The sequence below is a fragment of the Cytobacillus sp. QJM3NY_8 genome, from assembly GCF_056173585.1.
In genome coordinates, this window is sequence record NZ_CM149681.1 from 3,961,720 (window position 1) to 3,985,809 (window position 24,090).

Sequence of the window (24,090 nt, forward strand, 5' to 3'; positions counted from 1 at the left end):
CTGCCGCTGCATTTTTTCTACTCTGTTTTTAAAGGCAAAGACGCTGAATATTCCATTCAGCGCTTTGCATTTCAGGAAAGTTACTCCTCCCTAAAGCTTATCTGCGGCTTAGAATATGATGGCCATTTTGGAGGAATTGTCCGCGTGAATTACGCATTCTTTCAATTCTTTCCTCAACCATGCGGTCAGCCGCTTTATATGTCGGAATTCCATCCCTTTTAGCAATCTCAATAACTTTTTCAATATTATTGTATACAGTTTCAACTTTTTTCATTGCTCGTTCACGGTTGTATCCGTACAGCTCATCCGCAACATTAATAACTCCGCCTGCATTAATTACATAGTCAGGAGCATAAACGATGCCCATCTCATGAATTAAATCACCGTGGCGTGTTTCTTTAAGCTGGTTGTTGGCAGCTCCAGCGATTACTTTTGCTTTCAGCTGCGGGATTGTATCATCATTAACTGTCGCACCTAAAGCACAAGGAGCATAAATATCACATTCAACTCCATAAATTTCATTTGGTTCAACTGCTTTAGCACCGAACTCTTCAACTGCACGCTGAACTGCTTCTTTATTAATATCCGTAACAATCAGCTGTGCACCTTCTTCATGCAGATGGCGGCAAAGATTGAACGCAACGTTTCCAACACCTTGAACAGCAATTGTTTTGCCTTCAAGAGAATCAGTTCCGAATGCCGCTTTTGCTGCAGCCTTCATACCTCTGTATACGCCATAAGCTGTAACTGGTGAAGGGTTGCCGGAAGAGCCGAACGCAGGTGAAATTCCTGTTACATAGTCTGTTTCCTCATGAATCAGGTCCATATCAGCTACTGTAGTACCCACGTCCTCAGCAGTAATGTAACGTCCATTTAAACCTTGGATATAGCGTCCGAATGCACGGAACATTTCTTCGTTTTTATCTTTGCGCGGATCGCCGATAATAACTGTTTTACCGCCTCCAAGATTTAAACCAGCTGCTGCATTCTTATATGTCATGCCGCGTGCAAGACGCAATGCATCCTCAATAGCAGCTTCTTCAGATTCATAAGTCCACATGCGTGTACCGCCTAGTGCTGGGCCTAAAGTGGTATCATGAATAGCAATAATAGCTTTTAATCCTGATTGTTTGTCCTGGCAAAACACCACTTGTTCGTAATCATAAGTTTCTAGGTATTTGAAGATTTCCATGTTATAATTCCTCCCCGGATTCTTTAAAAGTAATATGTTCGTTTTGTTAAAAAAAATTTAATTTACGATTTATAAAATACTGAATGAATTAATTTCTTTCTTTCAGAGCCCATTACTTTGCTGAGCATATCGCTAAAGCAAGGGAATAAACCTTGCTTTCTGCCGAATCTGCTCTTGAAGTAAGAACGATCGGCGCTTTGGCACCTGCGATAACAGCTCCTACTTTTGCTTTCGCAAAGTAGACAAGTGATTTATATAAAGTATTCCCAACTTCTATAGTCGGCACCAATAAAATATCTGCCTGTCCGGCAACTTCACTTTTGATCCCCTTATGTTCAGCCGCTTCAAAAGAAATTGCATTATCCAAAGCCAGGGGACCGTCGACAAGACAATCTTTTATCTGGCCCCTTTGGTTCATAAGAGTTAATGCTGAGGCATCCAGAGTTGCCTGCATAGCAGGATTAACAACCTCTACTGCAGCAATCGGGGCTGCAAGAGGCTTTTCTATTCCTATGCTCCTTGCAATTTCAACTGCATTTTTCAGGATTTGTGCTTTTTGATTGAGGTCCGGTGCAATATTCATTGCTGCATCAGTGACAATCGTAAATCGTTCAAAACCTGGAACCTCAAATACCGCCACATGTGATAAAACATTTCCTGTTCTTAAGCCGAATTCTTTATTTAAGACAGCTTTTAAAATACCTGCCGTCGGGATATTTCCCTTCATCAGCACATTGGCTTTCTGCTCTTTTACAGCCCTTACTGCCAATTCTGCAGCATATGCAGGCGATTCTGCATGAAGGATTTCAAGCTTAGGGCTTTCAGCTGCTGCGCTATGGTTCCGATTTATGATTTCGCGGATTTTTACTTGATCCCCAAATAATAAAAAGCTTGCTAAGTTCAGCTTAATTGCTTCAGCAACTGCTTCGAGAACTTCTTCGTCTTCCGCTGCGGCTACGGCTACTGTTTTCTCACCATATTGGGTTGCTTTCGTTAGAAGCGAATCCAATTTCATCTGTTCAACCCCCTTACTAGAAAAGCGCGCGCCTCGCCCTCCCACGGCACCTCGCGGGGCAGGCTGATTGTGCTAGACAATTACCGGCGCCTTTTTCTTGATGTCCATCCGTTTATTATACTTGCAAGAAGTGTGCCAACTTAAAATTACTGTGAAAACGCTTTATTCACTGAGTTAAAGTGCGCAATTAATTGCACACTGTGAAATTTATTGCATGCCATCTTTTGCAATATCGTATTTCTCCAATTTATAGTAAAGATTCCTGACAGAGAGTCCAAGCGATTTAGCAGTCTTGGTTTTATTTCCATCCAGCTTGTGAAGTGTTTGTCTGATCATTTTTGCCTCATATTGCTCTACCAGCTGAGTTAATGTTTTAGTTTGTGCTCCTTCACTTGTTTCAACACTTGGAGACGGCTTATTGGCACCTATCAAATCCGGAATATGCCTTTCCTCTATATCTGTTTCGTTGTAATTCATAAAAATAATGGCTCTGCCGAGGATATTATCAAGTTCTCTCACATTTCCCGGCCAATCATAGGCCATTAGTTTATTAACTGCTTGTTCTGTTACACCTTCTACATTCCGTCCATATTCCTGGTTGATCTTTTGAATAAGCCTGCTGCATAGAAGAGGAATATCCTCCTTTCTGCGTCTTAATGAAGGAATATGTATAGGCATTCGATTCAGCCTGTAGTATAAGTCTTCCCTGAAAGTGCCGTCTGCAATTCCTTTTTCTAAATTCACATTGGTCGCAGCAATAACTCGAACATCTATTGAAATGGGCTTGGTCCCTCCCACTCTTGTAATTTCATGTTCTTGAAGAACCCTGAGCAGTTTCGCCTGAGTGTTAGCTGTCAGCTCGCCAATTTCATCCAGAAAGATACTGCCTTTATCAGCTTCCTCAAACAAACCCCGTTTGCCGCCTCTTTTTGCTCCTGAGAACGCCCCCTCTTCATAACCAAATAATTCGCTTTCCAGAAGAGACTCTGATAATGCTGCGCAATTAACCCTGATAAACTTGTTATATTTTCGGTCGCTGGCATTATGTATAGCGTGGGCGAACAATTCTTTGCCTGTCCCTGACTCTCCTCTTAGCAAAACGGTAGCTGGAGTTTTAGCCCCGAGTCTTGCCTGTTCAATTGCAAGCTTCATCTCTTCAGATGATCCAATAATATCCTCGAATGAATATTTCGCTTCCAATGTACGGATAATCTGTCTTGCCCGGCTTAATTCACGATTCAGATTCTGAATTTCCGATACGTCGTGAATAACTCCCACACTTCCTTTTAACTTTCCATCAACAATGACAGGCGCAACATTTACAATAACATCCTTTCTTTTCGGTCCGACCCTCATGGCCACACCTCTCATTGCCCTTCTCGTTTGAAGAACCTTCATATGCACACTTTCACCTTCGGAAATATCAGCTGTGGCAGGCTTCCCGATCACTTTTTCTTCTTCCAGGCCTGTTAGCCTCGAATATGCCGGATTGATCAAAATCCCTTTCCCATTTTCATCAACCACAGAAATGGCTTCTTCACTTGATTGAATAATCGCCTGAAGCATTGTCTGTATCTCTTTCAAATTCGTAATTTCTTCCGCAAGCGAGACTACTTCTGTTATATCCTTAAAAACAGCAAACGCACCCATTAATTCGTTATTTTCTCCAAGCATCGGTATTCTTGTCGTAATAATTTTCAGGCCATTTGCCAAAGTCATTTCCTGATTCGCTTCAATTCTCCTTGTTGCCATAACTCTGGGAAGCATGCTGTCTGTAATGACTTCATTAATTTTTTTCCCTAAAGCGTCTTTCCTCTTAATTCCTGTCATTCTCTCCGCACTTCGATTAAAGACTGTAATCTCACTAAAGTTGTTGATTACAATCATACCGTCATCAGTCGAATTAAAAATCAAATCATGCTTATACGTTTCATTTCTGAATTTTGAAATCAGTTCTTCCTTTTCTTCAAGTAATTTCGCGATTAAGAAAGCTACACTTCCAGGAATCAGGACCGTATTTTTGCTCCTGGCTTCCCTGATGTCGATAAACACCTGTTCATTTCCGGTAACTTCAATAATGATATCAATATCCTGATCCATAAAATAACGCCAATCAGTGCCAATCGGGATGCCGCTTTCTTTGGCAATCCGAAGTCCTTCAGCACCCGGATTAATGTCCACCATAGCTTTTACATCCAGAACAGCCGTTTCCTTTATAATTTTAAGGATGGCCGTACCGCCTTTACCTGCACCGACAATCATTACTGTTTGCATTTTTCTACCTGCTTTCATTGAAAATTCTTGCACGCTTGACATTATTCCGTGCAACATTCTTCATGAATTTATTTTAGCACAGCAGCGGTACTTGACAAATTTATTTAATGATTTATGATTTCGGTAGGTAATTCGATTTGAAGGGAATTTTTTTATGATTAGACTAATTGCTTTATTAATTTTACTCCTGCCAGGCATATTGGCTGTCTATGGGATAAAATTAATGAGAGATATGGTCTTTGGCATCCTGCAAAGCCCATTTCCATATTTATGGCTTCAATTTGTTTCAGGTTTCCTTTTTTTAATCATAGGTCTTGGCTTTATCGCAGGATTTATTCTTTATCGCGATCGAAAGAGAAACAAAGTTCAGGAACGATTTAAAACCAAATAAGTTAGTGGGGGGATAAAAAGTGAAGCCGCTGCAGTTATCACCGGAAACAGCATTAAAGCTTGCTGAAAAACTAAATCTTCCTCTTGAGCAAATCATGCACATGCCTCAGCACATTTTGATTCAAAAGATGATGGAGCTTGAGAATGAAGAAAAGAAATAAATTAATAAGTTCAGTTTGAAAAATTTCAAACTGAACTTTTTTGTTTCCGCTGAATTTTGAGGACAATAAAAAAACGCCCCATAAGGAGCGCAGCATAAAAAATAAATGATTTTGTTATAAGTCCTTACCCTTTCAAGAAGCTTTGTGCTCCAGACGCAGCTTATCTGCAACCATTGCAATGAATTCCGAGTTGGTTGGCTTTGCTTTTGTCATGCTGACTGTATACCCAAAAAGAGAGGAAATGGAATCAATATTACCGCGGCTCCACGCAACTTCAATCGCATGGCGGATTGCACGCTCCACACGGCTTGCAGTAGTATTAAACTTCTTAGCAATATCAGGGTACAGCACTTTTGTAATGGAACCGAGAAGTTCTATATCGTTGTATACCATTGAAATGGCTTCACGGAGATATAAGTATCCTTTAATATGGGCAGGAACGCCAATTTCATGAATGATGCTGGTGATGCTGGCATCCAGGTTCTTAGGCTTTGCTTCTCCCTGAGGACGGTAAGATTGAGCGGGTTTGCGGAGAAATGAATTCGATTTTCCGCTGACTTGGCGTATATGACTTGCCAAATTGTCCATGTCAAATGGTTTAAGGATAAAGTATGAGGCTCCCAAATCCACTGCCTTCTTGGTAACATCCTCCTGTCCGAATGCAGTGAGCATGATTACATTAGGGAGTGTTTTCAAATTTAAATCTCTCATTTTTTCGAGTACAGCAAGTCCATCCAAGTGAGGCATGATGATATCCAATACAAGAACGTCGGGCTGTGTATGCTCTAATATTTCGAGGCAATCCTGTCCATTATGTGCCACACCGGCAACTTCCATGTCTTCCTGAGAAGATATATATTCCTCTAAAAGCCCGACCAGTTCCCTATTATCATCCACAACACAAACTTTTATTTTCTTCACTTACTTTCCTCCTCGGTCCAATTATGGTCTCTTTAATAAATGTTCATTTTCGAACATGCTCTTTTTGATATCTATTTTCTATTCTAAATGAGAAATTCGACAATGCAACAAAAATTCCTCTACTTTTTTGAAATTTTCTTAAAAAACCAACTAAACCTCATTTATTCTTTTGTTTTCTTCTGTTTTCGACCGATTTCGTCATACTCTTTACAATCCGTGTTTCTTTGTCGAAAATTCTTTATTTTCATTTTAACATAACTATTTTACTCATAGTTTTTGTTTAGCCTATAATGCGGCCTGTTTTTTCACTGCAAGAGCAGTAAAAAAAAGACGGGTTTAACCCGCCTTTTTTAAGATCCATTCAGTATTAGGATGCTTTTTCTTCAGCTTTTTCATATATATCAATACCTGCTTCATTTAACATCCATTCAATATGAACACCATATCCTGAAGTAGGGTCGTTTACAAATACATGGGTCACTGCTCCAATAATCCTGCCATCCTGGATAATCGGGCTTCCGCTCATCCCCTGGACTATGCCGCCTGTTTTATCAAGCAGCTTCTGATCCGTCACTTTTATGACCATTCCTTTTGTTGCCGGAAACTTCTGCGGAATCGTACTGACAATTTCAATATCGAACAATTGTACTTCGTCATTGTCGACCACAGTTAAAATTTGGGCAGCGCCCTCTTTGACTTGATGAGATAAGGCTATAGGCATCGGTTTGTCAAAAATTCCGTTCTTCATATCCCGGTTTAATTCCCCAAATATTCCGAATGGACTATTTCTGACAATATTCCCGATTATTTCTTTATCTGAAGAAAATCGTGCAAGTTTTTCACCAGGATTGCCATTGCTTCCTTTTTCAATTGAAGTAACAGTTGATCGGACAATTTGCCCGTCTTCAACCACAATTGGCTTCTTTGTATCCATATCGGAAATAACATGGCCGAGTGCTCCATATTTTTTCGATTCCGGGTGATAGAAGGTCATCGTCCCAATACCTGCTGCAGAGTCACGTATATATAATCCAAGCTTATAGGTTTCTTCCCCGTTTTCTTTCAAGGGTGTCAGCTCTGTTTTCACCTTTCCGCTTTCACGGCTTACGATAATTTGGAGCGGATTGCCGCTTTTGCCAGCTTCTTGAACAAAGGGAGCAACATCTGACATTTTTTCTATTTTCGTTCCATTGATTTCTGTAATGATATCTCCAATTTTTATGCCGGCCGTTTCGCCAGGCGAAGCTTTTCCTTCAGCTGTATTAACCTGATGGTGTCCAACTACTAACACGCCTACTGTATTCAGTTTAACCCCAATCGATTGGCCTCCTGGAATAACTTTAAAATCTTTTAAGACGTTAACATCAACTTTCTTTATCGGAAAACCTGCCAGTTCGAGAAGCATTTCATTTTTTCCATTTTCTTTTGCATGAAGCGAAATCGAATGGTTATCTTCTTCAAGTGAAACACTTGTATTATCTATGGACAGTCCGGACGACACTGCTTCTGCCTTTGCAATGTCTAACTGCTGCCCTTCAAAAAGAGTAATATTTGCAGGTACTTGCAAATATTCCTGAACAGGCTTGGAAAAACCTAAAGCAATTAATGAAACAAGGAGAATTCCACCAATTATTTTGCGTAAAACATCATATGTCAAATTTTTCACTCTCCTCGCTTCTAGTCCATCCACGTCAAATGGCTACATCTTTAATTTTGCCTGCATTGAGGGCATTTATAACAGCCATTCACATAAAAAAAGCTATCCTGCTTTGGATAGCTTTTCAAGGTATTAGATCTGATAGCGCCGCTGGCGGGAACAGACCTTATAATGGATCAAAATTACTTTAGCTGATTAGCCAGGTGCAGCAGCTCTTTCGCATGCTCTTTTGTTAAATCAGTAATTTCCACCCCGGAAATCATACGGCCGATTTCTTTGATTTTCTCATCTTCAGTGAGCGGTTTTACTGTTGTTTTTGTCCGCCCATCCTTTGTGTTTTTAGCAATAAATAAATGAGTATCTGCCATGGCCGCAACCTGAGGAAGATGAGAGATGCACAGAACCTGTGAATCCACGGAAACGTGATGAATCTTTTCCGCGATGGCTTGTGCAACCCTGCCGCTCACGCCTGTATCCACCTCATCGAAAATAATACTTGTGACACCCTGATGCTTTGAAAATATGCTCTTTAAAGCAAGCATGATTCGGGACAATTCACCGCCTGATGCAATTTTAGACAGCGGCTTAAGCGGTTCTCCCGGATTGGTGGAAATGTAGAACTCAGCCCTGTCAATTCCGTTTTTCAGGAAGACTTCGGAATCAGAAAAGAATCTGACCTCAAAGACTGTCTTTTCCATATATAATTCCTTAAGCTCTTTGTGAATTAACTTGGTAAGTTTAAGGGCAGATTTTCTGCGCAGCTTGCTCAATTCTTCTCCTTCAACCAGAAGGTCTTTTTTCAGGGCAGCAACTTCCTTTTGCAGCTTATCAATATGGGTTTCTTTATTTAGCAGGGTTTCAATTTCTTCTTCTATCTGTGCAGCGTATTCCAGCACTTCTTCAACCGTTTTTCCATATTTTCTTTTCAACCCATTAATTTCATTCAATCTGCTTTCTATCTCATTAAGTCTTTGGGGATCATATTCCATAAAGTCCATTTCATTGCGGAGTGATCTCGCTGCATCTTCAAGCAAATAAAAACTGTTTGCCACATTTTCCGCTATTTCTTTATAGGCGGGGTCCAGTTCCGCGGCATCATTCATATAGCCCATAACCATTCCGATCCAATCAAGCCCTTTTTGTTCTCCTTGAAGGGCATTATAGCCTGACTGAAGAGAATCAAAAATACGTTCAAAATTGGAAAGCTTTCTTTTTTCTTCAATCAAATCTTCATCTTCGTTCAATTTAAGCTGAGCAGATTGAATTTCATCCAGCTGAAATTGAATTAAATCAAGCCGGTGCGCCATTTGCTGTTCATTCTCACTTAAATTTTTAAGCTTTTTCAGTGTGTTTTCATATAACCTGTAGATATCCTGGTATTCAGTTAAAGCAGCGGATAATTTGGATCCCCCAAACTGATCGAGGAGAGGAAGATGAAAGGTTTCATCCATTAATTCCTGATGTTCGTGCTGGCCATGTATATCAATAAGGGAACTTCCGATTTCTCTCAATACAGATATAGTGACAAGTTTTCCGTTCACTCTGCAGACGCTTTTTCCTGTCTTTGATATATCTCTGCGGAGAACAATCATTCCATCTTCAATCTCTATCCCAAATTCAGCAGACCGTTTATAGCAAGGATGTTTAAGATCATCCAGGATAAAAAGCCCCTCAATTTCAGCCTTATCCTCACCATGGCGGACAAATTCTGCAGATCCCCTGCCTCCAGCCAGCAAGTGAATGGCATCGATAATGATGGACTTTCCCGCCCCTGTTTCACCAGTTAAAACAGTTAAGCCCTTTTCAAATGAGACAGAAAGGGCTTCGATTATGGCAAAATTTCGTATGGATATTTCGTTTAACAAACATATCACCTCTTAAGAAAAGCGCAAGCGCCTTGCCCAACCCCGACAAGCACATGACGTGCCTCCCGGAAAGGCGTTCTTTGCCTTTTTGGGGGCTTGCTTGAAATGTGAAGGCGACTTCCCTTCAAGGAATACAGACTAAAAGCGCCACGTCCTATGGCAACGTCTGCATGACCCGTACACTCCCAAAAGCTTCCGCTTTCGGTCGTGCGATGTTTATGCTGACAAAGCCTTCCTTGTCCTGCGGGCCTCAGGCATAAGACGGTTCTTGTAAGAAGGCGTTTCTTCTGTAAGGAAACGGCTTAGATCTGAGAGTCTCTAGGAGCCGCAACTAGACAAGCTTGTGACCTCGATGGGGCAGTCTCTGGAGCTAGGCAGTTATCTAACTTCAGTATTCATACATTCTTATCTTTTAAGAAACACGATGAACACCAGCCTATCGGCATAAGCGACGGCGCTCGGAGCTTGAATTATCTACAGCATTTCAAGAAAACGGTTTGAAATTGCTTCTGTATCTTCTGGGGTTTTGCATATGATCAGGCATGTGTCGTCCCCGCAGATTGTCCCCAGAATCTCTTCCCAGTCAAGGTTATCAATAAGTGCGCCAATAGCCATGGCATTGCCCGGGAGAGTCTTCATTACAAGGAGATGTCCTGCAGTATCCACTCTGACAAAGGCATCCATTAAATTTCGTTTAAGCTTTTGCAGCGGATTGAAGCGCTGGTCCGCTGGAAGACTGTATTTATATCTTCCGTCCATTAAAGGAACTTTTACCAGATGAAGCTCTTTAATATCTCTTGAGACAGTCGCCTGAGTTACATTAAACCCGGCGTTTTTCAATTCATCCACCAGGTCATCCTGTGTTTCAATATCGTTATTTGTAATAATCTCCCGGATTTTAATATGTCTTTGCCCTTTATTCATTTTTTCACCTCTATAATCAGCCGCTTAACAGCGGGCAGAAAAAAATTAATTTAAAGTATTTTGTACTCTAATGTTAGCTGATTTTCTCAATAAAGTACAATTTTTCCCGTATATTATTTATTATTATTCGTTCAAACTCGACAAATTCCTTTAAGAAAAGCGCAAGGGCCATTCCCACCCGAAACCTTCGAAGGGCAGGCTGCTTGCGCTGGATAGTTCTCGAAGCAGACATTATATATCCTTTTTAAAAAGAGGAACAGGCATCAGCCTATTCCTCTTCTTTAACCTTCGTTTTCAGTTCGGCGTGGGCTTCTTTTACAACTTCATCTGTCTGGGCTTTAAGAAGGTTTTCTCCTTCCTCTCTGCTGCCTGACCAATACAGATGGAGGAGAAATTCTATGTTGCCGTCTCCGCCTGTAATGGGTGAATAGGAAACGTCCTTGACATCATAACCGAGGCTCAGTGCAAATCCGATAATTTTATCAAGCACTGCTTCATGTACTTTAGGATCTCTGACAATCCCCTTTTTCCCAACCTGTTCCCGTCCAGCTTCAAACTGGGGTTTCACTAGGGCAACTGTGTCACTGCCCGGAACAAGCAGCGTTTTTAATACAGGCAATATAAGCTTTAGAGAAATGAACGAAACATCAATGGAAGCAAAATCAGGCATACCGGCTGAAAGATCGGCCGGGGTTACATACCGGAAATTGGTCCTTTCCATTACAACTACTCGTTCATCCTGCCTTAATTTCCAGGCAAGCTGATTATATCCGACATCTAATGCATATGACAATTTGGCGCCATTCTGCAGGGCACAATCTGTGAAGCCCCCGGTTGAGGACCCAATGTCAAGGAGGATCTTGCCTTCGATTTCTAAATTAAAAACTTTTAGAGCTTTCTCAAGCTTCAAGCCTCCCCGGCTGACATAAGGCATGACCTTCCCCTTTAAAGTAAGCGGAATGTCCGCACTAACCTTCTCGCCCGGCTTATCCATCCTGCTTTCATTGCTGAACACCAGGCCGGCCATAACGGCTCTTTTCGCTTTTTCTCTTGTCTCAGCAAGACCTCTTTCAACTAATAAAACGTCTAATCGTTCTTTCTTTGTTTTCATTTTTTAAGCCCTTTTTTGTTTTTTTCTTGCCAGTTTTCCCATTCTCTCAACAACATCTTCTGAAGTCATGCCGATTTCTTCTAATAGTTCATTTACACTGCCATGCTCAATAAATTTATCAGGTATCCCCATACGGTCGATTTCCGCATGATGGAAGCCATGTTCGTGAGCATATTCAAGAATTGCACTGCCAAAGCCACCCTGCAGCACAGCTTCTTCTATAGTGAGAATTGGCATATTGGCTGTGAACAATTCATGCAGCATCTTTTCATCAAGCGGCTTAATAAACCTTGCATTAATGACTTTAATGGAGTGTCCCTGTTTCTCCAGGATTTGTGCTGCCTTCAAAGCCATTGGAATGGTTGTCCCAAAGGTTAAAATCGCTCCATCATTGCCATCGAGCAGAACTTCCCATGTTCCAATTGGAATTGGCTTAAGTTCTGTGTCCATAGGTACTCCTATGCCATTTCCGCGCGGGAAACGCATTGCGATAGGGCCATCATTATATTCTATAGCTGTTTTTACCATATGCTGGCCTTCATTTTCATCTTTTGGCATCATCAATACCATATTCGGCAAATGCCTTAAAAACGCAATATCGAATACACCCTGATGGGTTTCACCATCTGCACCCACAAGTCCTGCCCGGTCTATTCCGATAAATACATTCAAGTTCTGGCGAGCAATATCGTGTACCACCTGGTCATAAGCACGCTGCAGGAAAGTAGAATAAATTGCAAGAAACGGCTTCATGTTTTGGGTTGCCAGCCCGGCAGCTACCGTTGCTGCGTGCTGTTCAGCAATACCAACATCGTACATCCGATCCGGAAATTCACTTGCAAAGCCTTCAAGCTTCGAGCCAACAGGCATTGCAGGAGTAATTGCAACGATTCTTTCATCTTCTCTCGCAAGCTTCCTGACGGTTTCCGAGACAAGCTTGCTCCATGCTGGCGGTGTACTTGCAGGTTTCAAAAAGTCGCCTGTTTCCATTTTATAAGGTCCCGTACCATGCCATGTGCCAACCCGGTCGCTTTCTGCAGGGTGATAGCCTTTTCCTTTTTTCGTTATAACATGGAGGAGCACTGGGCCTTCTGTTTTCTTAGCATAAGCAAGGTTCTCGAATAAGGCTTCATAGTTATGCCCATCGACAGGTCCCAAATAGGTAAAACCTAATTCTTCGAAGAACATGCCTGACACAAACAGATACTTTAGGCTATCTTTCAGTCTTTCAGCAGTTGAGGCCAACTTTCCGCCGACTGCCGGAACCTTTTTTAATAAATATTCAAGTTCATCTTTCACCCAATTATACTTGCCTGCAGTCCTTAACCTTCCAAGTACATTGTGAAGAGCACCAACATTAGGTGCAATTGACATTTCATTATCATTTAATATGACAATCATGTCCTTTTTTTCATGACCGATATGGTTTAAGGCTTCTAAAGCCATTCCGCCTGTTAATGCACCGTCCCCAATTACTGGAATGACATAATTGTTCTCTTTTTTCAAGTCTCTGGCAATAGCCATTCCCATTGCTGCAGATAAAGAAGTGGAGCTGTGCCCCGTTTCCCATACATCATGCTCGCTTTCAATCATTTTCGGAAAACCGCAAAGACCTTTATATTGTCTTAAAGTATCGAATTGACACGCACGGCCCGTAAGAATTTTATGGACGTAAGACTGATGTCCGACATCCCAAATAATTTTATCCTTCGGACTGTCAAAACATTTATGCAATGCGACAGTCAGCTCAACAACTCCAAGATTAGGCCCAATATGCCCCCCGGTGCCTGAAAGCTTTTCTATTAGAAAAGTGCGGATATCCTGACTCAAACTTTCCAATTCTTTATTCGAGAGCCCTTTTAAAAAGGAAGGGTCTTTAATTGATAACAGATCCATACTGCGGACCACTCACTTTCGTTTCTTATTCATCCGTTTTCTTTTTACGTAATGTTAGGCAGTGTTTGTATAAGCCTAAACAAAACAAGCCTATTTATTACAGCGTCTAGCCTGTCTAAAAGATAGTATCTTAAGATTACCTTATTACAGGAGATTTTCCAAATGCTTTTCATATTAAACAGCTTTAGTCTTGATGGTGTCTCTTCCGCTGGCCAATGCATCCACAGGAAAAAAAGTGCAAGCTTCTCCAGCAGCAATTCCTATGATACCAAAATATACACATTGAAGACCATCATTTTATTAAACAGCAAATGCCGCTGATACAAAAGTACAGCGGCAAGACCATCGTTTTTCTAATTCATTTTTGGCACCCTGACTTCCGATTTAGTGATCCCTGTTTGCAATTAGATCTGTTATTTCTTCGAGCAGCTCTGTTTGAAGGCCTGTTTCCCTCAGCTTTTCTTTTGCAGATCTGATATGTTCTTCAAGCGCCTCTTTCGCCCCGCTCATTGAAAGAAGAGATGGATAAGTACTTTTATCTTTTGATTCATCACTGCCTACAGGCTTCCCGATTATCTCCTCTGTCCCTTCAAGGTCGAGGATATCATCCCTGATTTGAAAAGCCAGTCCCAGGTGATAGGCAAATTTAGATAGAGCCTGAATTGTTTCCTGACTGGCATTTGCCAAAATTGCTCCTGATACAACACTGCATTCCAGCAGTTTGCCCGTTTTGTGCACGTGGATGTACTCAAGATCCTCTAAGCCCAGCTGCTTGCCTTCCCCTTTAATGTCTGCTGCCTGGCCGCCTACCATCCCCTCAGCACCGGAAGCTTTCGACAGCTCTTTAATTAAAGAAAGCTTTGTTTCAGCAGAAGCAAATTCGTCAGGCGTTTCCGCAATTGTTTGGAAGCTGTATGTAAGCAAGGCATCGCCTGCCAGAATGGCGAATGCTTCTCCAAATACTTTATGGTTCGTCGGTTTGCCTCTTCTTAAGTCATCATTATCCATGCTTGGCAAGTCATCGTGAATGAGCGAATAAGTATGGACCATTTCAATCGCCGCCGCAGTCCACAGCCCTTTCGACGTATCCTCGCCAAAAGCAGCCAATGAAGCAAATAACAGCATTGGCCTTATCCGCTTTCCTCCGGCTTCAAGTGAATACAGCATTGATTCCTTGACCTCAGGAGGAGCATTTAATTTATGTACGTAATCCTTTAAATGAATTTCCAGTTTCTCTTTATGCAGTTCAGAGAAAGAACTTAAGGATTGATGCAAAATTATTCCTCCTCCGGAATGGCAAAGTTCGATTTACGGCCATCCTCCGCCAGTATTTCCGTAAGCTGTGATTCTACATTTTTAAGCTTATCATGGCATAATTTTGAAAGCTCCATGCCTTTTTTATAAATATTAATAGCCTCTTCAAGGGGAACATCTCCCTCTTCAAGCTTTTCCACAATAACTTCAAGTTCTTCCATTGCTTGTTCAAATGAAAGTTGTTTTTCATCCGCCATGCCATTCACTCCTCAATATCCGTTACCTTGCATTCAATGCTTCCATCAGACACCTTCAATTTTATCATATCATCCGCTTTAACTTGGGACACGGTCTTTATCAGGGTTTCATTTTCTGTATAAGCAAGGCTATAGCCCCTATCCATAATTTTTAGCGGACTGAGCGCCTCGAGGGTTGAAATAACTCTCGCAAAGTCCTTTTCTTTTGCAGCCAGGATGTTTGCCATTGTTCTGTTTAAAAGTTTATGAAGCCGATCATTGTTTTCTTTCGCCTGATTCTTCAGCTGCCCTGGATGACTCCGAACCAGCCTTTTTTGCAGGGTTTCTGCCTGCTCAAGCTTTAAATCGTGCAGCCTTCTTGAACCTCTCATTAGCTGTTCGGTCACTTTATCCAGCTGTTCCATTTTTTGCTCATACAATTTTTGCGGGTACCGGAAAGCGTATGATTTCTGCACCCTTAGAAGCCTTTCATTTTGCAGTGCAACTTGTTCTTTCATCGCTCTTATCAGCCGTGATTGCCTGTTGAAAAGTCTTTCCGTCAAGTCATCGATATGCGGAACAGCCAATTCTGCAGCTCCCGTTGGGGTTGGGGCCCTTAAATCTGCAACAAAATCTGCTATTGTAAAATCCGTTTCATGGCCTACAGCTGAAATTATAGGTATTTCAGACTTAAATATTGCCCTTGCTACGGCTTCTTCATTAAAGGCCCAAAGCTCTTCAATGGAGCCTCCGCCCCGTCCGATGATTAAGACATCTGCATCCCTGGAGGTATTAGCTTCCGTTATCGCTTTCACAATTGAGGGAGCTGCCTGGTTCCCCTGAACAAGCGCAGGGTATATAAGTATGTTCGCAATTGGATAGCGCCTTTTGAGCGTTGTCAAAATATCTCTGATTGCAGCTCCAGTAGGGGATGTGATTACCGCAACTGTTTTTGGATAACGCGGTATATCTTTTTTATGCGCAGGTGAAAAGAATCCTTCTTTCTCAAGTTTTTCTTTAAGCTGTTCATAAGCCAGATAAAGTTCACCAATCCCGTCGGGCTGCATTTCCTGTACGTATATTTGATATTGCCCGCTGGATTCATAAACGGATATGGCTCCGCGAACTAAGACTTTCATGCCATTTTCCGGCCTGAATTTCATTGTCCTCGCATTTCCTGCAAACATTACGGCTAAAATTCGGGCTTTCTCATCCTTTAAAGTGAAGTACATATGACCGCTTGAATGCTGTTTAAAGTTTGAGATTTCCCCCTTAACCAAAATATTTTGCAGATGTGGGTCGGCATCAAATTTTCGTTTTATGTATTTGGTCAGTGCGTTTACTGTCAGATACTGCTGTTCCTTCATAACAATCTCCTTTATGCTGAAGCTGCATTGCATCTCCTGCAGAGCAATAACGCAAGAAAAGCACAAGCGCCTTGCCCACCACTGATAAGCACAAGACTCGACTCATAGAAAGGCGTTCTTTGCCTTTTTGAGGCACGGCTTGTGATCTCGAGGGGGTAGGCGCTCCTTCTAAAAGCTAGCGCTTTTATTTGTGCGATGATAAAGCTGTCGAAGCTTTCCTTGCGGAGCTGGACAGTTATCAAAGTTCAAGGTTATACTTTCCTATCTATCAAAAAAACTGTCCTTCCATTCTGCCTGCATGCTTTTACCTGCATGACAGGTTTCCTAAATACAGGATAATGGAAATGGACAGATTTTGCATCAATGGCGGCCATTACTTTTAACTTTGCTTATGGAAAGCTTTGCTGCTTTTAGCGTATTATGCATTAACATGGTAATTGTCATCGGCCCCACTCCGCCTGGAACAGGAGTAATAAATCCTGCTTTGTGCTTCACTGCCTCGAAATCAACATCGCCGCAAAGCTTTCCTCCCTCATTTCGATTCATGCCGACATCTATCACGATTGCACCATTTTTAACGTGGTCTTTCGTGATTAATTTCGCTTTCCCTGCTGCTGCCACCAGTATATCCGCCCGCTTTGTATATTCCTTCAAATCAGCCGTTTTCGAATGGCAGTATGTGACAGTAGCGTCTTCATTGAGGAACAGCTGCCCGGCGGGCTTTCCTACAATGTTGCTTCTCCCAATAACCACTACATGCTTTCCGGAAATGTCTGTACCAATGCTATCCAGCATTTCAATTATTCCTGCGGGAGTACAGGGGATAAATGCATCCTGAGCTGTCATCATCCTGCCAATATTTATGGGATGAAACCCATCTACATCTTTGTCAGGAGATATGGCCTCGATGATGGCTTTTTCATTAATATGGCTTGGGAGCGGAAGCTGGACAAGGATTCCATGGATATCTTCACTTTCGTTTAACTCAGTGATTTTTCTGATAAGCTCTTGCTCACTGACGCTTTCGGGAAGTTCAATAAGCATAGAATTCATTCCCAGCTTATCGCATGTTTTCTGCTTGTTTTTCACATATGTCCTGGATGCCTGATTATTCCCTGCTAAAATAACGGCCAGGCCTGGCGTGATCCCTTCCGCCTTCAGCTTTTGAACTTCTGAACCGATATGATCCTGTTTCTTTCTTGCAATTTCTTTTCCATCTATTAATTCTGCAGCCATTTTCATCCCCCTATCAGGAACTCGGAAGCGCCTATGATAAGGACTGCCGGCTCGCTTGCATCTAAAAAGTGCCAGCACATCCAGTATGAGTCAGAACTCTATTATTTTTAAAGCTTTTCTTTTACCTTTGATAAAACACCATTAATAAACTTGCTTGATTGATCATCACCGTAAAGTTTGGCGATTTCAATAGCTTCATCGAGCACCACATTGGCCGGGACTTCCTCCGCTAAATACAGCAGCTCGTAAACGGATAAGCGCAGAAGATTGCGGTCTACAGTAGCAAGCCTCTCCAGTGTCCATTTTTCAAGAAATCCTTTGATTTCGCCATCAATTGTTTCTTTATGCTGCAGGACACCCGATACTAGTTTGTTTAGGTACTCATCGCTTTTTTCACCCTCTAAAACATGTTCGATGGCGGTCTCCGGTTCTGCCTGGCTTACATCAATTTGAAATAAAGCCTGCAATGCTTTTTCTCTGGCTGTTCTTCTCTTCATCTTTATAAAACCCCTTTATGGCTTAACATAGTAATTTTTCATTTTTGAGCATTTTCACGTCCAAAAATTGCATAAGAAGATAATAGCATAAGTAAGGAATCTTCGCACTACAACAAGAGCATTATGTTTGGACAGAAACATGATTTCAGGCTGGAAACTTATAAATTTAATTTTCCCTTTAAAAACTCCTTTATTACGTCTTAAGGAGTGAATGATGAAGGAGACTGAACCATGAGAAAAGCCAAAGACGAATTTTATGTCTTTGGCTTGATGGTGGGTTACATTTCCTGTTCGTATTCAACCTCATGCTTTTGGTTTTCAAACATGATTCCTACTACGTGGATGTTTACTTCCTGGGCGTCAAGGGCTGTCATATTCAGGAGGGCCTGACGGATGTTATCCTGAATTTTTTGGGCAACGCTTGGAATGGAGACGCCGAATTTCATCAGACAATATACATCAACTTTGATGCCTTCTTCTGTTAATTCGACTTTTACGCCTTTGCCATGGTTCTTCTTACCGAGCCTTTCAACCACTCCTGTAGCAAAGTTTCCGCGCATTTGCGCTACGCCTTCTACTTCCGAAGCAGCAATGCCAGCAATAACCTCAATAACTTCCGGTGCAATTTCCACCTTGCCAAGGCCAGAATTTTCAGGGCTCATTTCGAGAATATTATTTTCGCTCATTTTAGCACCTCCACAAGTCTTTAAGAATTCATTACATCATGCAATTCAAGAAATTTCGTATTAAACTGCCCTTCCACAAAGTTTTCGTGGCTTAGGAGCTTGAGGTGGAATGGGATTGTTGTATGTACCCCTTCCACTACAAATTCACTTAATGCCCGTTTCATTCGGGAAATGGCTTCTTCTCTAGTATTGCCGTAAGTGATCACTTTTGCAATCATTGAATCGTAATATGGAGGAATCATATAGCCAGGGTAGGCAGCAGAGTCCACTCTGACACCCAGCCCGCCAGGAGGCAGGTACATATTGATCTTTCCTGCTGATGGCATAAAGTTCTTCTCAGGGTTTTCCGCATTAATTCTGCATTCGATCGACCAGCCGCTAAAAGTAACATCACTCTGTGTGAAATTAAGCTTTTCACCTGAAGCAACCTTAATTTGCTCCTTGATTAAATCGACCCCTGTAACCATTTCTGTAACTGGATGCTCCACTTGAATACGCGTGTTCATTTCCATGAAATAGAATTTGCGATTTTGATAATCGTATATAAATTCTATCGTGCCAGCGCCTGTATAATCAACCGCTTTTGCTGCTTTAACAGCTGCATTTCCCATTTCTTCGCGTGTTTCCCCGTCAAGAGCAGGTGAAGGCGTTTCCTCCAGCAGCTTTTGCAGACGCCTTTGAATGGAGCAATCCCTTTCTCCCAGATGAACGGTGTTCCCGTAATTATCTGCAAGAACCTGGATCTCCACATGGCGGAAGTCCTCAATATATTTTTCAATATAAACGCCAGGATTTCCGAAAGCCGTTAGTGCTTCCTGCTGAGTGATCGTAATTCCTTTAATAAGCTCTTGCTCAGTGCGGGCTACACGGATTCCTTTCCCGCCTCCGCCGGCAGTCGCTTTAATAATTACCGGATATTCAATCTTTTCAGCAAGCTGAATAGCATCTTCTGTATCCTTTATGATTCCGTTGGAGCCAGGAACAATCGGTACTCCTGCTTCCTTCATGGTTTCCCTTGCAATATCCTTTGTGCCCATTTTGCTGATGGCTTCTGGAGTCGGGCCGACAAAGATAATATTGCATTCTCTGCACAGTTCAGCAAAGTCCGCATTTTCAGCAAGGAATCCATAACCTGGATGGATCGCGTCACAGCCTGTAAGCTTAGCGACACTAATTATATTGGTGAAATTCAAATAGCTGTCCTTTGAAGCTGTTGGGCCAATGCAGTAAGCCTCATCGGCCAGCTGAACATGGAGTGCTTCCCTGTCAGCTTCTGAAAATACAGCTACAGATTCTATCCCCATCTCGCGGGCTGCCCTAATGATGCGCACCGCTATTTCTCCTCTGTTGGCAATCAAGAGTTTTTTGATCATCTGTAACCGCTCCTTATTCAGGCTTTACTAAAAATAGTGGCTGGCCATATTCTACTAACTGGCCATCCTTTACAAGCACTTCTACAATTTCGCCATTAACTTCTGCTTCAATTTCATTAAATAACTTCATTGCTTCTACAATGCAGACAATGGAATCTTTTGTAACCTTGGAGCCGGCTTTTACATAAGCATCGGCTTCAGGTGAAGATGATTGATAAAAGGTCCCTACCATTGGTGAAACAATCTTATGTAAATCTTCCGCGGCATCAGCCTGTGGTGCCGGCACTTGCGCTGGCGCTTCTGCTTTTGGCTCTTCCACTTTTACAGCAGCTGGCTGGACTGGCTGCGGAGCAGGAGCTATCGCTTGAACAGCTGCCGGCTGAACTTGCTGAACAACGGCTGCTTCATTGCCCTTTTTCTTCATCTTAATTTTTGAACCTTCATGCTCATATACAAATTCATCAATATTTGACTGATCAACTAATTTAATCAGTTCACGGATTTCTTGTACTTTTAACATTTTGGCACCCCTTGTTTTCTCACTGCATGACAATCCCTTTAATCCGTATTTATCCTTTTGATGCAAAGAATTAGAACATACGGCAGGAATGTTCTGCATGATTTAATTATGACTAGATACTAATATCATACGATAAGACCTTATAAAACTTCAACATCCTATTATGTACTGGATAATAATTTCTCTATCCATCCTGTGTTCCATTTTAATATTTTTCTAATTTTTTGTGAAATATTTAAGGATTTTACATGAAATTCAGCCAGATTTCTATAGTAAACAGGACTTTTATATTATGCACTTATATGAAAAAGTTACCAAACATAAAATAAAATTATAAAAGGGAGCCCGCAGGAATTATGCAGGCTCCCTCTATATTATTTACTTTTCAACCTGGAACTCAACGGCGACTGCCTCAAGCTGTCCAATTTCGTTCCTTACTTCCTGAATGATATTGTTTGCAGCAGAAGCTGAATGATCTTTTGCTTTAACCGTAATTTGAACCTTCTTGCCGTCAGCACGGACAAGTACATCTTCATAATCCATCGCTCTGATTAATGTTTCAAGCATCGCTTCTTTTTGGGCGATTTCATTTAATTCATCAATTTGATCTTTTGCCTTCATTCTTTCTTCAGCCGGGAGATCTGTTTGCCCAAGAACTGACGTAAGGTCTTCCTTCATGCGGCTGCGCTCATCGTCAAGCTGAAGGCGCAAAGTTTCAAACATTTCATCACTGGCAGTGTTTGTAATAATCGCCTTGCCATCTTCACTTTCAACTGATTCCATTTCACCCTTTGCCTTCTCTTCCATAGCAGCCAGGTCACTGCCTTTTTGCTCCGGAGATGTTACATAATATACGGATAATACAACCACCAAACTTAGCATTGTTAAAAGCCAGACTGTTTGTTTCTTTAAAAGCATCTATTATTCCCCCTTTGTTTTTTTAGGCATTACGGATACTCTATGACTTGGGACATCGAGTGCCCTTGTTACTGCCTCAATAATCCATTTTTTCACTTGTATATTTTCTGCCCCTTTTGCCACGACCAGCACTCCCCTTATTTCAGGTTTCTTGGTTTCTATGACAATCGGAACCTCTTTTTCTCCATTTCGGACGATCACAAGCTGTTCTTCCTGTGACTGATCCTCAACCTTCCTTTTGCCGCCTTCCCGATCAGTTTCATCGGTTTTCTGTGTTTGGGTCGTTTTATTTTTTTCAAGGACTTTCTTCTCTGTGGCATCCACATTTACCACAACTGTTGCATCTTCAACCCCTACGATTGCATCAAGGGCCTCTTTTATTTGAGCTTCGTATGCCTTTTCATAATTGGAGATTGTATCATTTCCTCCGGATTTCTGCTGGCCGAATACCGGCACCTCTTCTTTCTGCTTCGCTTCTTCCCCATTTTTAAAAACGGACAAATCCTCGGTGGAGCTGTCTTCTTGAAACAGTGTATTGCTGATCAGCATGATCGCGGCTCCAAAAAGGAGAACCAGAAGCAAATAATGGAATTTCCCAGGCTTCTTGTCAGACTGCCCGTCTTTGGAAATTATCTTTTTTATCCACGTGAAAGGTCCTTTTTCATTATCCATCCTTATCCATATTCCCCCCTTCTGCCAGAACTTCGATTGAGTTTGCGTCTACATTCCACTTTTGTGCGAGAAAAGAAGCGATTCCTTTTGCGTCTTCATGATCGGGTCCGCTGGATGGAAGAGGTTCCCCGGTATTGATATCCACTGTTTTAACCACTTCTACTGCTTCTGCTTCTGCATCTTCTGCTTTAAGTTGGATCATGACCTTTTGCAGGTTATCCGGGAAGGCTTGATCACTGCTTTCATCTACTAAAATATCAATGTTGGCAATTTCCAGACCGTACTGTTCCATCAACTCCTCTTCTGCGTCCTTTTCCATTTGGACAGCCATTTGTTCTAAAATATATGCATCACTTGAGGCTTGTATTTCTTTTTTCTTCATTTCTATTAAATTTTCCATGTTTTTTTCACCAGATGCCTCAAAAACTGGCACTGAAACAAGAGCCTCTTCAAAATCACTTGATATAATTCTTAAAATCGGTGTAAGAATAATCGCAATCAGCAGCAGCCCTGTCACCATTTTTGTGTATTTCTGAAGCTTGGAATTGGGGAGGAGCATATCTATGACAGTGGCAAGCAGAACAAATAATATGATGTTCGTTACCCATTCTTTTATGAAATCCACTTCATTCCCTCCCTACCTGACCATCATGGTCAAATTACCGGCTGCTATAATAACCGTAATACTAAGGAAAAACATCAGGGAGACGATGGCCAGAGCGGCAAAAACATAGATGATGCTTTTGCTGATTATATCCAGGCAGGATATGATCGGCCCTCCCCCCAGCGGCTGTAAAATGGCAGCCGCGAATTTATATATAAACGCAATCATTAAAATCTTGATTGCAGGAAAAGCTGCGATAATAAGGAGAATGGCGACTCCTGCTATCCCAACAGTATTTTTCAATAGCACCGAAGCGCTAATGACTGTATCGGTCGCATCTGTAAACATCCTCCCAATGACTGGAATGAAATTTCCAGTAATAAATTTCGCTGTACGTATGGTAATTCCATCGGTAACCGCCGCTGAGGCTCCCTGAACTGAAATGACTCCTAAAAAGACTGTCAGGAACATGCCGAGAAGTCCTATGCTCCAATTCCGCAGCAGATTGGCAAGCTGGGTTACCTTGTAATGCTCTGACAATGTACTGACGATGCTTAACAGAGCGGATAAGAATAAGAGTGGAAGGATGATATACTGGATAAATAGTCCGCTGACATTCATCAGAAATAAAATCACCGGGTGGAAAAAAGCAGCGGATACCACACCTCCCGAAGAAGCAATCAGTGCAAGCAGCAGCGGTATTAGAGCCATTATGAATGACACCATGGTTGAAATGGTTTCCTGTGTATAAGTGATCGCAACATGAAAGCTATTCAGTGCAATAATTATTAAAACCATGAAAACGATTGAATAGGCCGCTTTACTGACAGTGCTTTTTTCAAATGAATTCTGCAGGGACTGGAGGAACATGCTAAATACCGTCAGCAATATTAAGGTTCCAAGCAGTTTTCCATTTACAATAAACTCATGGAACACAAACTTCATTGCGCCGGCAGCCCACTCTTTTAGTGAGAATTCTTTTTCTCCCTTTATAAATTCATAAAGGCTCCCCTTTTGGCTTTCAGGCAAAAAGCCTCCATACTCTGTTGTGATTTCTTCCCAAAACCCTTTCAATTCATTAAGATCTAACTTCTCCACCTGTGATTCCACTAAATCCTGGGGGGATATCGTTTCCTCTGCTTCGCCGGTCTTAGGTGAGGCTTGTACAATTGGTGCCAGGAAAAAGAATAGAATTAAGCTTAACCATAACGTTTTCTGCATCCTTTGCTTCATTTTTTTCACCTCTTTTAAAAGACCCTGTCTAATGCCCGCAATATGTGCTTGTCCATTCCGGCGCCCAGCCTATTCAGCAGGCCGGCAT

At 41.8% G+C, this 24,090-nt stretch carries 24 protein-coding genes; 3 read left to right on the top strand and 21 right to left on the bottom strand.

Annotated elements, in window-relative coordinates:
• Positions 1-97 precede the first annotated feature (97 nt).
• The 3 genes from bcd to AC0VZ9_RS20415 form a co-directional block, all read right to left on the bottom strand.
• A complete protein-coding gene (bcd, locus tag AC0VZ9_RS20405) occupies positions 98-1,192 on the bottom strand; it encodes a branched-chain amino acid dehydrogenase (RefSeq protein ID WP_009332881.1) in 1,095 nt (364 codons plus the stop codon).
• 112 nt (positions 1,193-1,304) lie between these two features.
• On the bottom strand, positions 1,305-2,207 hold the full coding sequence (gene yqiS, locus AC0VZ9_RS20410; protein ID WP_009332882.1) for a phosphate butyryltransferase: 903 nt from the start codon (positions 2,205-2,207) through the stop codon (positions 1,305-1,307).
• Between the two features lie 207 nt (positions 2,208-2,414).
• Positions 2,415-4,481 (bottom strand): sigma-54 interaction domain-containing protein, encoded by a 2,067-nt coding sequence (locus tag AC0VZ9_RS20415; RefSeq protein ID WP_019380203.1) that lies wholly within the window; start codon positions 4,479-4,481, stop codon positions 2,415-2,417.
• A 154-nt stretch (positions 4,482-4,635) separates the two neighbouring features.
• On the opposite strand from AC0VZ9_RS20415, the gene AC0VZ9_RS20420 reads away from it, so the two are divergent.
• The gene (locus AC0VZ9_RS20420) at positions 4,636-4,872 is read left to right on the top strand and encodes a DUF2627 domain-containing protein (protein WP_019380202.1); all 237 of its coding nucleotides are present in this window, start codon (positions 4,636-4,638) and stop codon (positions 4,870-4,872) included.
• A 19-nt stretch (positions 4,873-4,891) separates the two neighbouring features.
• On the top strand, positions 4,892-5,032 hold the full coding sequence (locus AC0VZ9_RS20425; RefSeq protein WP_009332885.1) for a YycC family protein: 141 nt from the start codon (positions 4,892-4,894) through the stop codon (positions 5,030-5,032).
• Between the two features lie 132 nt (positions 5,033-5,164).
• Here the strand turns inward: AC0VZ9_RS20425 and spo0A are convergent, their stop codons facing one another.
• From spo0A to dxs, 6 genes are all read right to left on the bottom strand, one after another.
• Complete coding sequence (gene spo0A / locus AC0VZ9_RS20430; protein ID WP_019380201.1) at positions 5,165-5,953, bottom strand: sporulation transcription factor Spo0A; 789 nt, start codon at positions 5,951-5,953, stop codon at positions 5,165-5,167.
• A gap of 367 nt (positions 5,954-6,320) precedes the next feature.
• On the bottom strand, positions 6,321-7,610 hold the full coding sequence (gene spoIVB / locus AC0VZ9_RS20435) for a SpoIVB peptidase (RefSeq protein WP_475397520.1): 1,290 nt from the start codon (positions 7,608-7,610) through the stop codon (positions 6,321-6,323).
• Positions 7,611-7,792: 182 nt separating this feature from the next.
• Positions 7,793-9,475, bottom strand: coding sequence for a DNA repair protein RecN (gene recN, locus AC0VZ9_RS20440; protein ID WP_009332888.1), 1,683 nt, complete (start codon positions 9,473-9,475; stop codon positions 7,793-7,795).
• A 474-nt stretch (positions 9,476-9,949) separates the two neighbouring features.
• Positions 9,950-10,399 carry a transcriptional regulator AhrC/ArgR gene (ahrC, locus tag AC0VZ9_RS20445; RefSeq protein WP_009332889.1) on the bottom strand — a complete coding sequence of 150 codons (450 nt, stop codon included), beginning with the start codon at positions 10,397-10,399 and terminating at the stop codon, positions 9,950-9,952.
• 268 nt (positions 10,400-10,667) lie between these two features.
• The gene (locus AC0VZ9_RS20450; RefSeq protein ID WP_009332890.1) at positions 10,668-11,510 is read right to left on the bottom strand and encodes a TlyA family RNA methyltransferase; all 843 of its coding nucleotides are present in this window, start codon (positions 11,508-11,510) and stop codon (positions 10,668-10,670) included.
• Between the two features lie 3 nt (positions 11,511-11,513).
• Positions 11,514-13,406 carry a 1-deoxy-D-xylulose-5-phosphate synthase gene (gene dxs / locus AC0VZ9_RS20455; RefSeq protein WP_019380196.1) on the bottom strand — a complete coding sequence of 631 codons (1,893 nt, stop codon included), beginning with the start codon at positions 13,404-13,406 and terminating at the stop codon, positions 11,514-11,516.
• 162 nt (positions 13,407-13,568) lie between these two features.
• Here dxs and AC0VZ9_RS20460 point away from each other — a divergent pair, with 162 nt between their 5' ends.
• Positions 13,569-13,727: a hypothetical protein gene (locus AC0VZ9_RS20460; protein WP_019380195.1), complete on the top strand. Its 159-nt coding sequence runs from the start codon at positions 13,569-13,571 to the stop codon at positions 13,725-13,727.
• 63 nt (positions 13,728-13,790) lie between these two features.
• Here AC0VZ9_RS20460 and AC0VZ9_RS20465 read toward each other — a convergent pair whose 3' ends face one another.
• The 12 genes from AC0VZ9_RS20465 to spoIIIAE all read right to left on the bottom strand — a co-directional run bounded on the left by AC0VZ9_RS20465 (position 13,791) and on the right by spoIIIAE (position 24,002).
• Positions 13,791-14,681, bottom strand: coding sequence for a polyprenyl synthetase family protein (locus AC0VZ9_RS20465; protein ID WP_009332892.1), 891 nt, complete (start codon positions 14,679-14,681; stop codon positions 13,791-13,793).
• 2 nt (positions 14,682-14,683) lie between these two features.
• Positions 14,684-14,917 carry an exodeoxyribonuclease VII small subunit gene (gene xseB / locus AC0VZ9_RS20470; RefSeq protein ID WP_009332893.1) on the bottom strand — a complete coding sequence of 78 codons (234 nt, stop codon included), beginning with the start codon at positions 14,915-14,917 and terminating at the stop codon, positions 14,684-14,686.
• Positions 14,918-14,922: 5 nt separating this feature from the next.
• The gene (gene xseA / locus AC0VZ9_RS20475; protein WP_475396670.1) at positions 14,923-16,263 is read right to left on the bottom strand and encodes an exodeoxyribonuclease VII large subunit; all 1,341 of its coding nucleotides are present in this window, start codon (positions 16,261-16,263) and stop codon (positions 14,923-14,925) included.
• Positions 16,264-16,623: 360 nt separating this feature from the next.
• Entirely contained in the window at positions 16,624-17,499 is an 876-nt protein-coding gene (gene folD, locus AC0VZ9_RS20480) for a bifunctional methylenetetrahydrofolate dehydrogenase/methenyltetrahydrofolate cyclohydrolase FolD (protein WP_009332895.1), read from the bottom strand.
• A 107-nt stretch (positions 17,500-17,606) separates the two neighbouring features.
• Positions 17,607-17,996: a transcription antitermination factor NusB gene (nusB, locus tag AC0VZ9_RS20485; protein WP_009332896.1), complete on the bottom strand. Its 390-nt coding sequence runs from the start codon at positions 17,994-17,996 to the stop codon at positions 17,607-17,609.
• Between the two features lie 278 nt (positions 17,997-18,274).
• Entirely contained in the window at positions 18,275-18,682 is a 408-nt protein-coding gene (locus AC0VZ9_RS20490; RefSeq protein ID WP_009332897.1) for an Asp23/Gls24 family envelope stress response protein, read from the bottom strand.
• A gap of 20 nt (positions 18,683-18,702) precedes the next feature.
• Positions 18,703-20,055 carry an acetyl-CoA carboxylase biotin carboxylase subunit gene (gene accC, locus AC0VZ9_RS20495; protein ID WP_009332898.1) on the bottom strand — a complete coding sequence of 451 codons (1,353 nt, stop codon included), beginning with the start codon at positions 20,053-20,055 and terminating at the stop codon, positions 18,703-18,705.
• 13 nt (positions 20,056-20,068) lie between these two features.
• Complete coding sequence (gene accB, locus AC0VZ9_RS20500) at positions 20,069-20,575, bottom strand: acetyl-CoA carboxylase biotin carboxyl carrier protein (protein ID WP_475396671.1); 507 nt, start codon at positions 20,573-20,575, stop codon at positions 20,069-20,071.
• Positions 20,576-20,953: 378 nt separating this feature from the next.
• Positions 20,954-21,493 carry a SpoIIIAH-like family protein gene (locus AC0VZ9_RS20505; RefSeq protein ID WP_009332900.1) on the bottom strand — a complete coding sequence of 180 codons (540 nt, stop codon included), beginning with the start codon at positions 21,491-21,493 and terminating at the stop codon, positions 20,954-20,956.
• Between the two features lie 3 nt (positions 21,494-21,496).
• Entirely contained in the window at positions 21,497-22,165 is a 669-nt protein-coding gene (gene spoIIIAG, locus AC0VZ9_RS20510; protein ID WP_009332901.1) for a stage III sporulation protein AG, read from the bottom strand.
• Positions 22,158-22,790 carry a stage III sporulation protein AF gene (gene spoIIIAF / locus AC0VZ9_RS20515; RefSeq protein ID WP_258743360.1) on the bottom strand — a complete coding sequence of 211 codons (633 nt, stop codon included), beginning with the start codon at positions 22,788-22,790 and terminating at the stop codon, positions 22,158-22,160. The genes spoIIIAG and spoIIIAF overlap by 8 nt, the downstream gene beginning before the upstream one ends.
• 12 nt (positions 22,791-22,802) lie before the next feature.
• On the bottom strand, positions 22,803-24,002 hold the full coding sequence (gene spoIIIAE, locus AC0VZ9_RS20520) for a stage III sporulation protein AE (protein ID WP_019380190.1): 1,200 nt from the start codon (positions 24,000-24,002) through the stop codon (positions 22,803-22,805).
• Positions 24,003-24,090: the final 88 nt, after the last annotated feature.

Excerpts from the sequence above, each read along its gene's own strand:
- bcd (WP_009332881.1), bottom strand. The coding sequence starts at position 1,192 with ATGGAAATCTTCAAATACCTAGAAACTTATGATTACGAACAAGTGGTG.
- yqiS (WP_009332882.1), bottom strand. The coding sequence starts at position 2,207 with ATGAAATTGGATTCGCTTCTAACGAAAGCAACCCAATATGGTGAGAAA.
- AC0VZ9_RS20415 (WP_019380203.1), bottom strand. The coding sequence starts at position 4,481 with ATGCAAACAGTAATGATTGTCGGTGCAGGTAAAGGCGGTACGGCCATC.
- AC0VZ9_RS20420 (WP_019380202.1), top strand. The coding sequence starts at position 4,636 with ATGATTAGACTAATTGCTTTATTAATTTTACTCCTGCCAGGCATATTG.
- ahrC (WP_009332889.1), bottom strand. The coding sequence starts at position 10,399 with ATGAATAAAGGGCAAAGACATATTAAAATCCGGGAGATTATTACAAAT.
- AC0VZ9_RS20450 (WP_009332890.1), bottom strand. The coding sequence starts at position 11,510 with ATGAAAACAAAGAAAGAACGATTAGACGTTTTATTAGTTGAAAGAGGT.
- dxs (WP_019380196.1), bottom strand. The coding sequence starts at position 13,406 with ATGGATCTGTTATCAATTAAAGACCCTTCCTTTTTAAAAGGGCTCTCG.
- AC0VZ9_RS20460 (WP_019380195.1), top strand. The coding sequence starts at position 13,569 with ATGCTTTTCATATTAAACAGCTTTAGTCTTGATGGTGTCTCTTCCGCT.
- xseB (WP_009332893.1), bottom strand. The coding sequence starts at position 14,917 with ATGGCGGATGAAAAACAACTTTCATTTGAACAAGCAATGGAAGAACTT.
- xseA (WP_475396670.1), bottom strand. The coding sequence starts at position 16,263 with ATGAAGGAACAGCAGTATCTGACAGTAAACGCACTGACCAAATACATA.
- folD (WP_009332895.1), bottom strand. The coding sequence starts at position 17,499 with ATGGCTGCAGAATTAATAGATGGAAAAGAAATTGCAAGAAAGAAACAG.
- nusB (WP_009332896.1), bottom strand. The coding sequence starts at position 17,996 with ATGAAGAGAAGAACAGCCAGAGAAAAAGCATTGCAGGCTTTATTTCAA.
- AC0VZ9_RS20490 (WP_009332897.1), bottom strand. The coding sequence starts at position 18,682 with ATGAGCGAAAATAATATTCTCGAAATGAGCCCTGAAAATTCTGGCCTT.
- accC (WP_009332898.1), bottom strand. The coding sequence starts at position 20,055 with ATGATCAAAAAACTCTTGATTGCCAACAGAGGAGAAATAGCGGTGCGC.
- accB (WP_475396671.1), bottom strand. The coding sequence starts at position 20,575 with ATGTTAAAAGTACAAGAAATCCGTGAACTGATTAAATTAGTTGATCAG.
- AC0VZ9_RS20505 (WP_009332900.1), bottom strand. The coding sequence starts at position 21,493 with ATGCTTTTAAAGAAACAAACAGTCTGGCTTTTAACAATGCTAAGTTTG.
- spoIIIAG (WP_009332901.1), bottom strand. The coding sequence starts at position 22,165 with ATGGATAATGAAAAAGGACCTTTCACGTGGATAAAAAAGATAATTTCC.
- spoIIIAE (WP_019380190.1), bottom strand. The coding sequence starts at position 24,002 with ATGAAGCAAAGGATGCAGAAAACGTTATGGTTAAGCTTAATTCTATTC.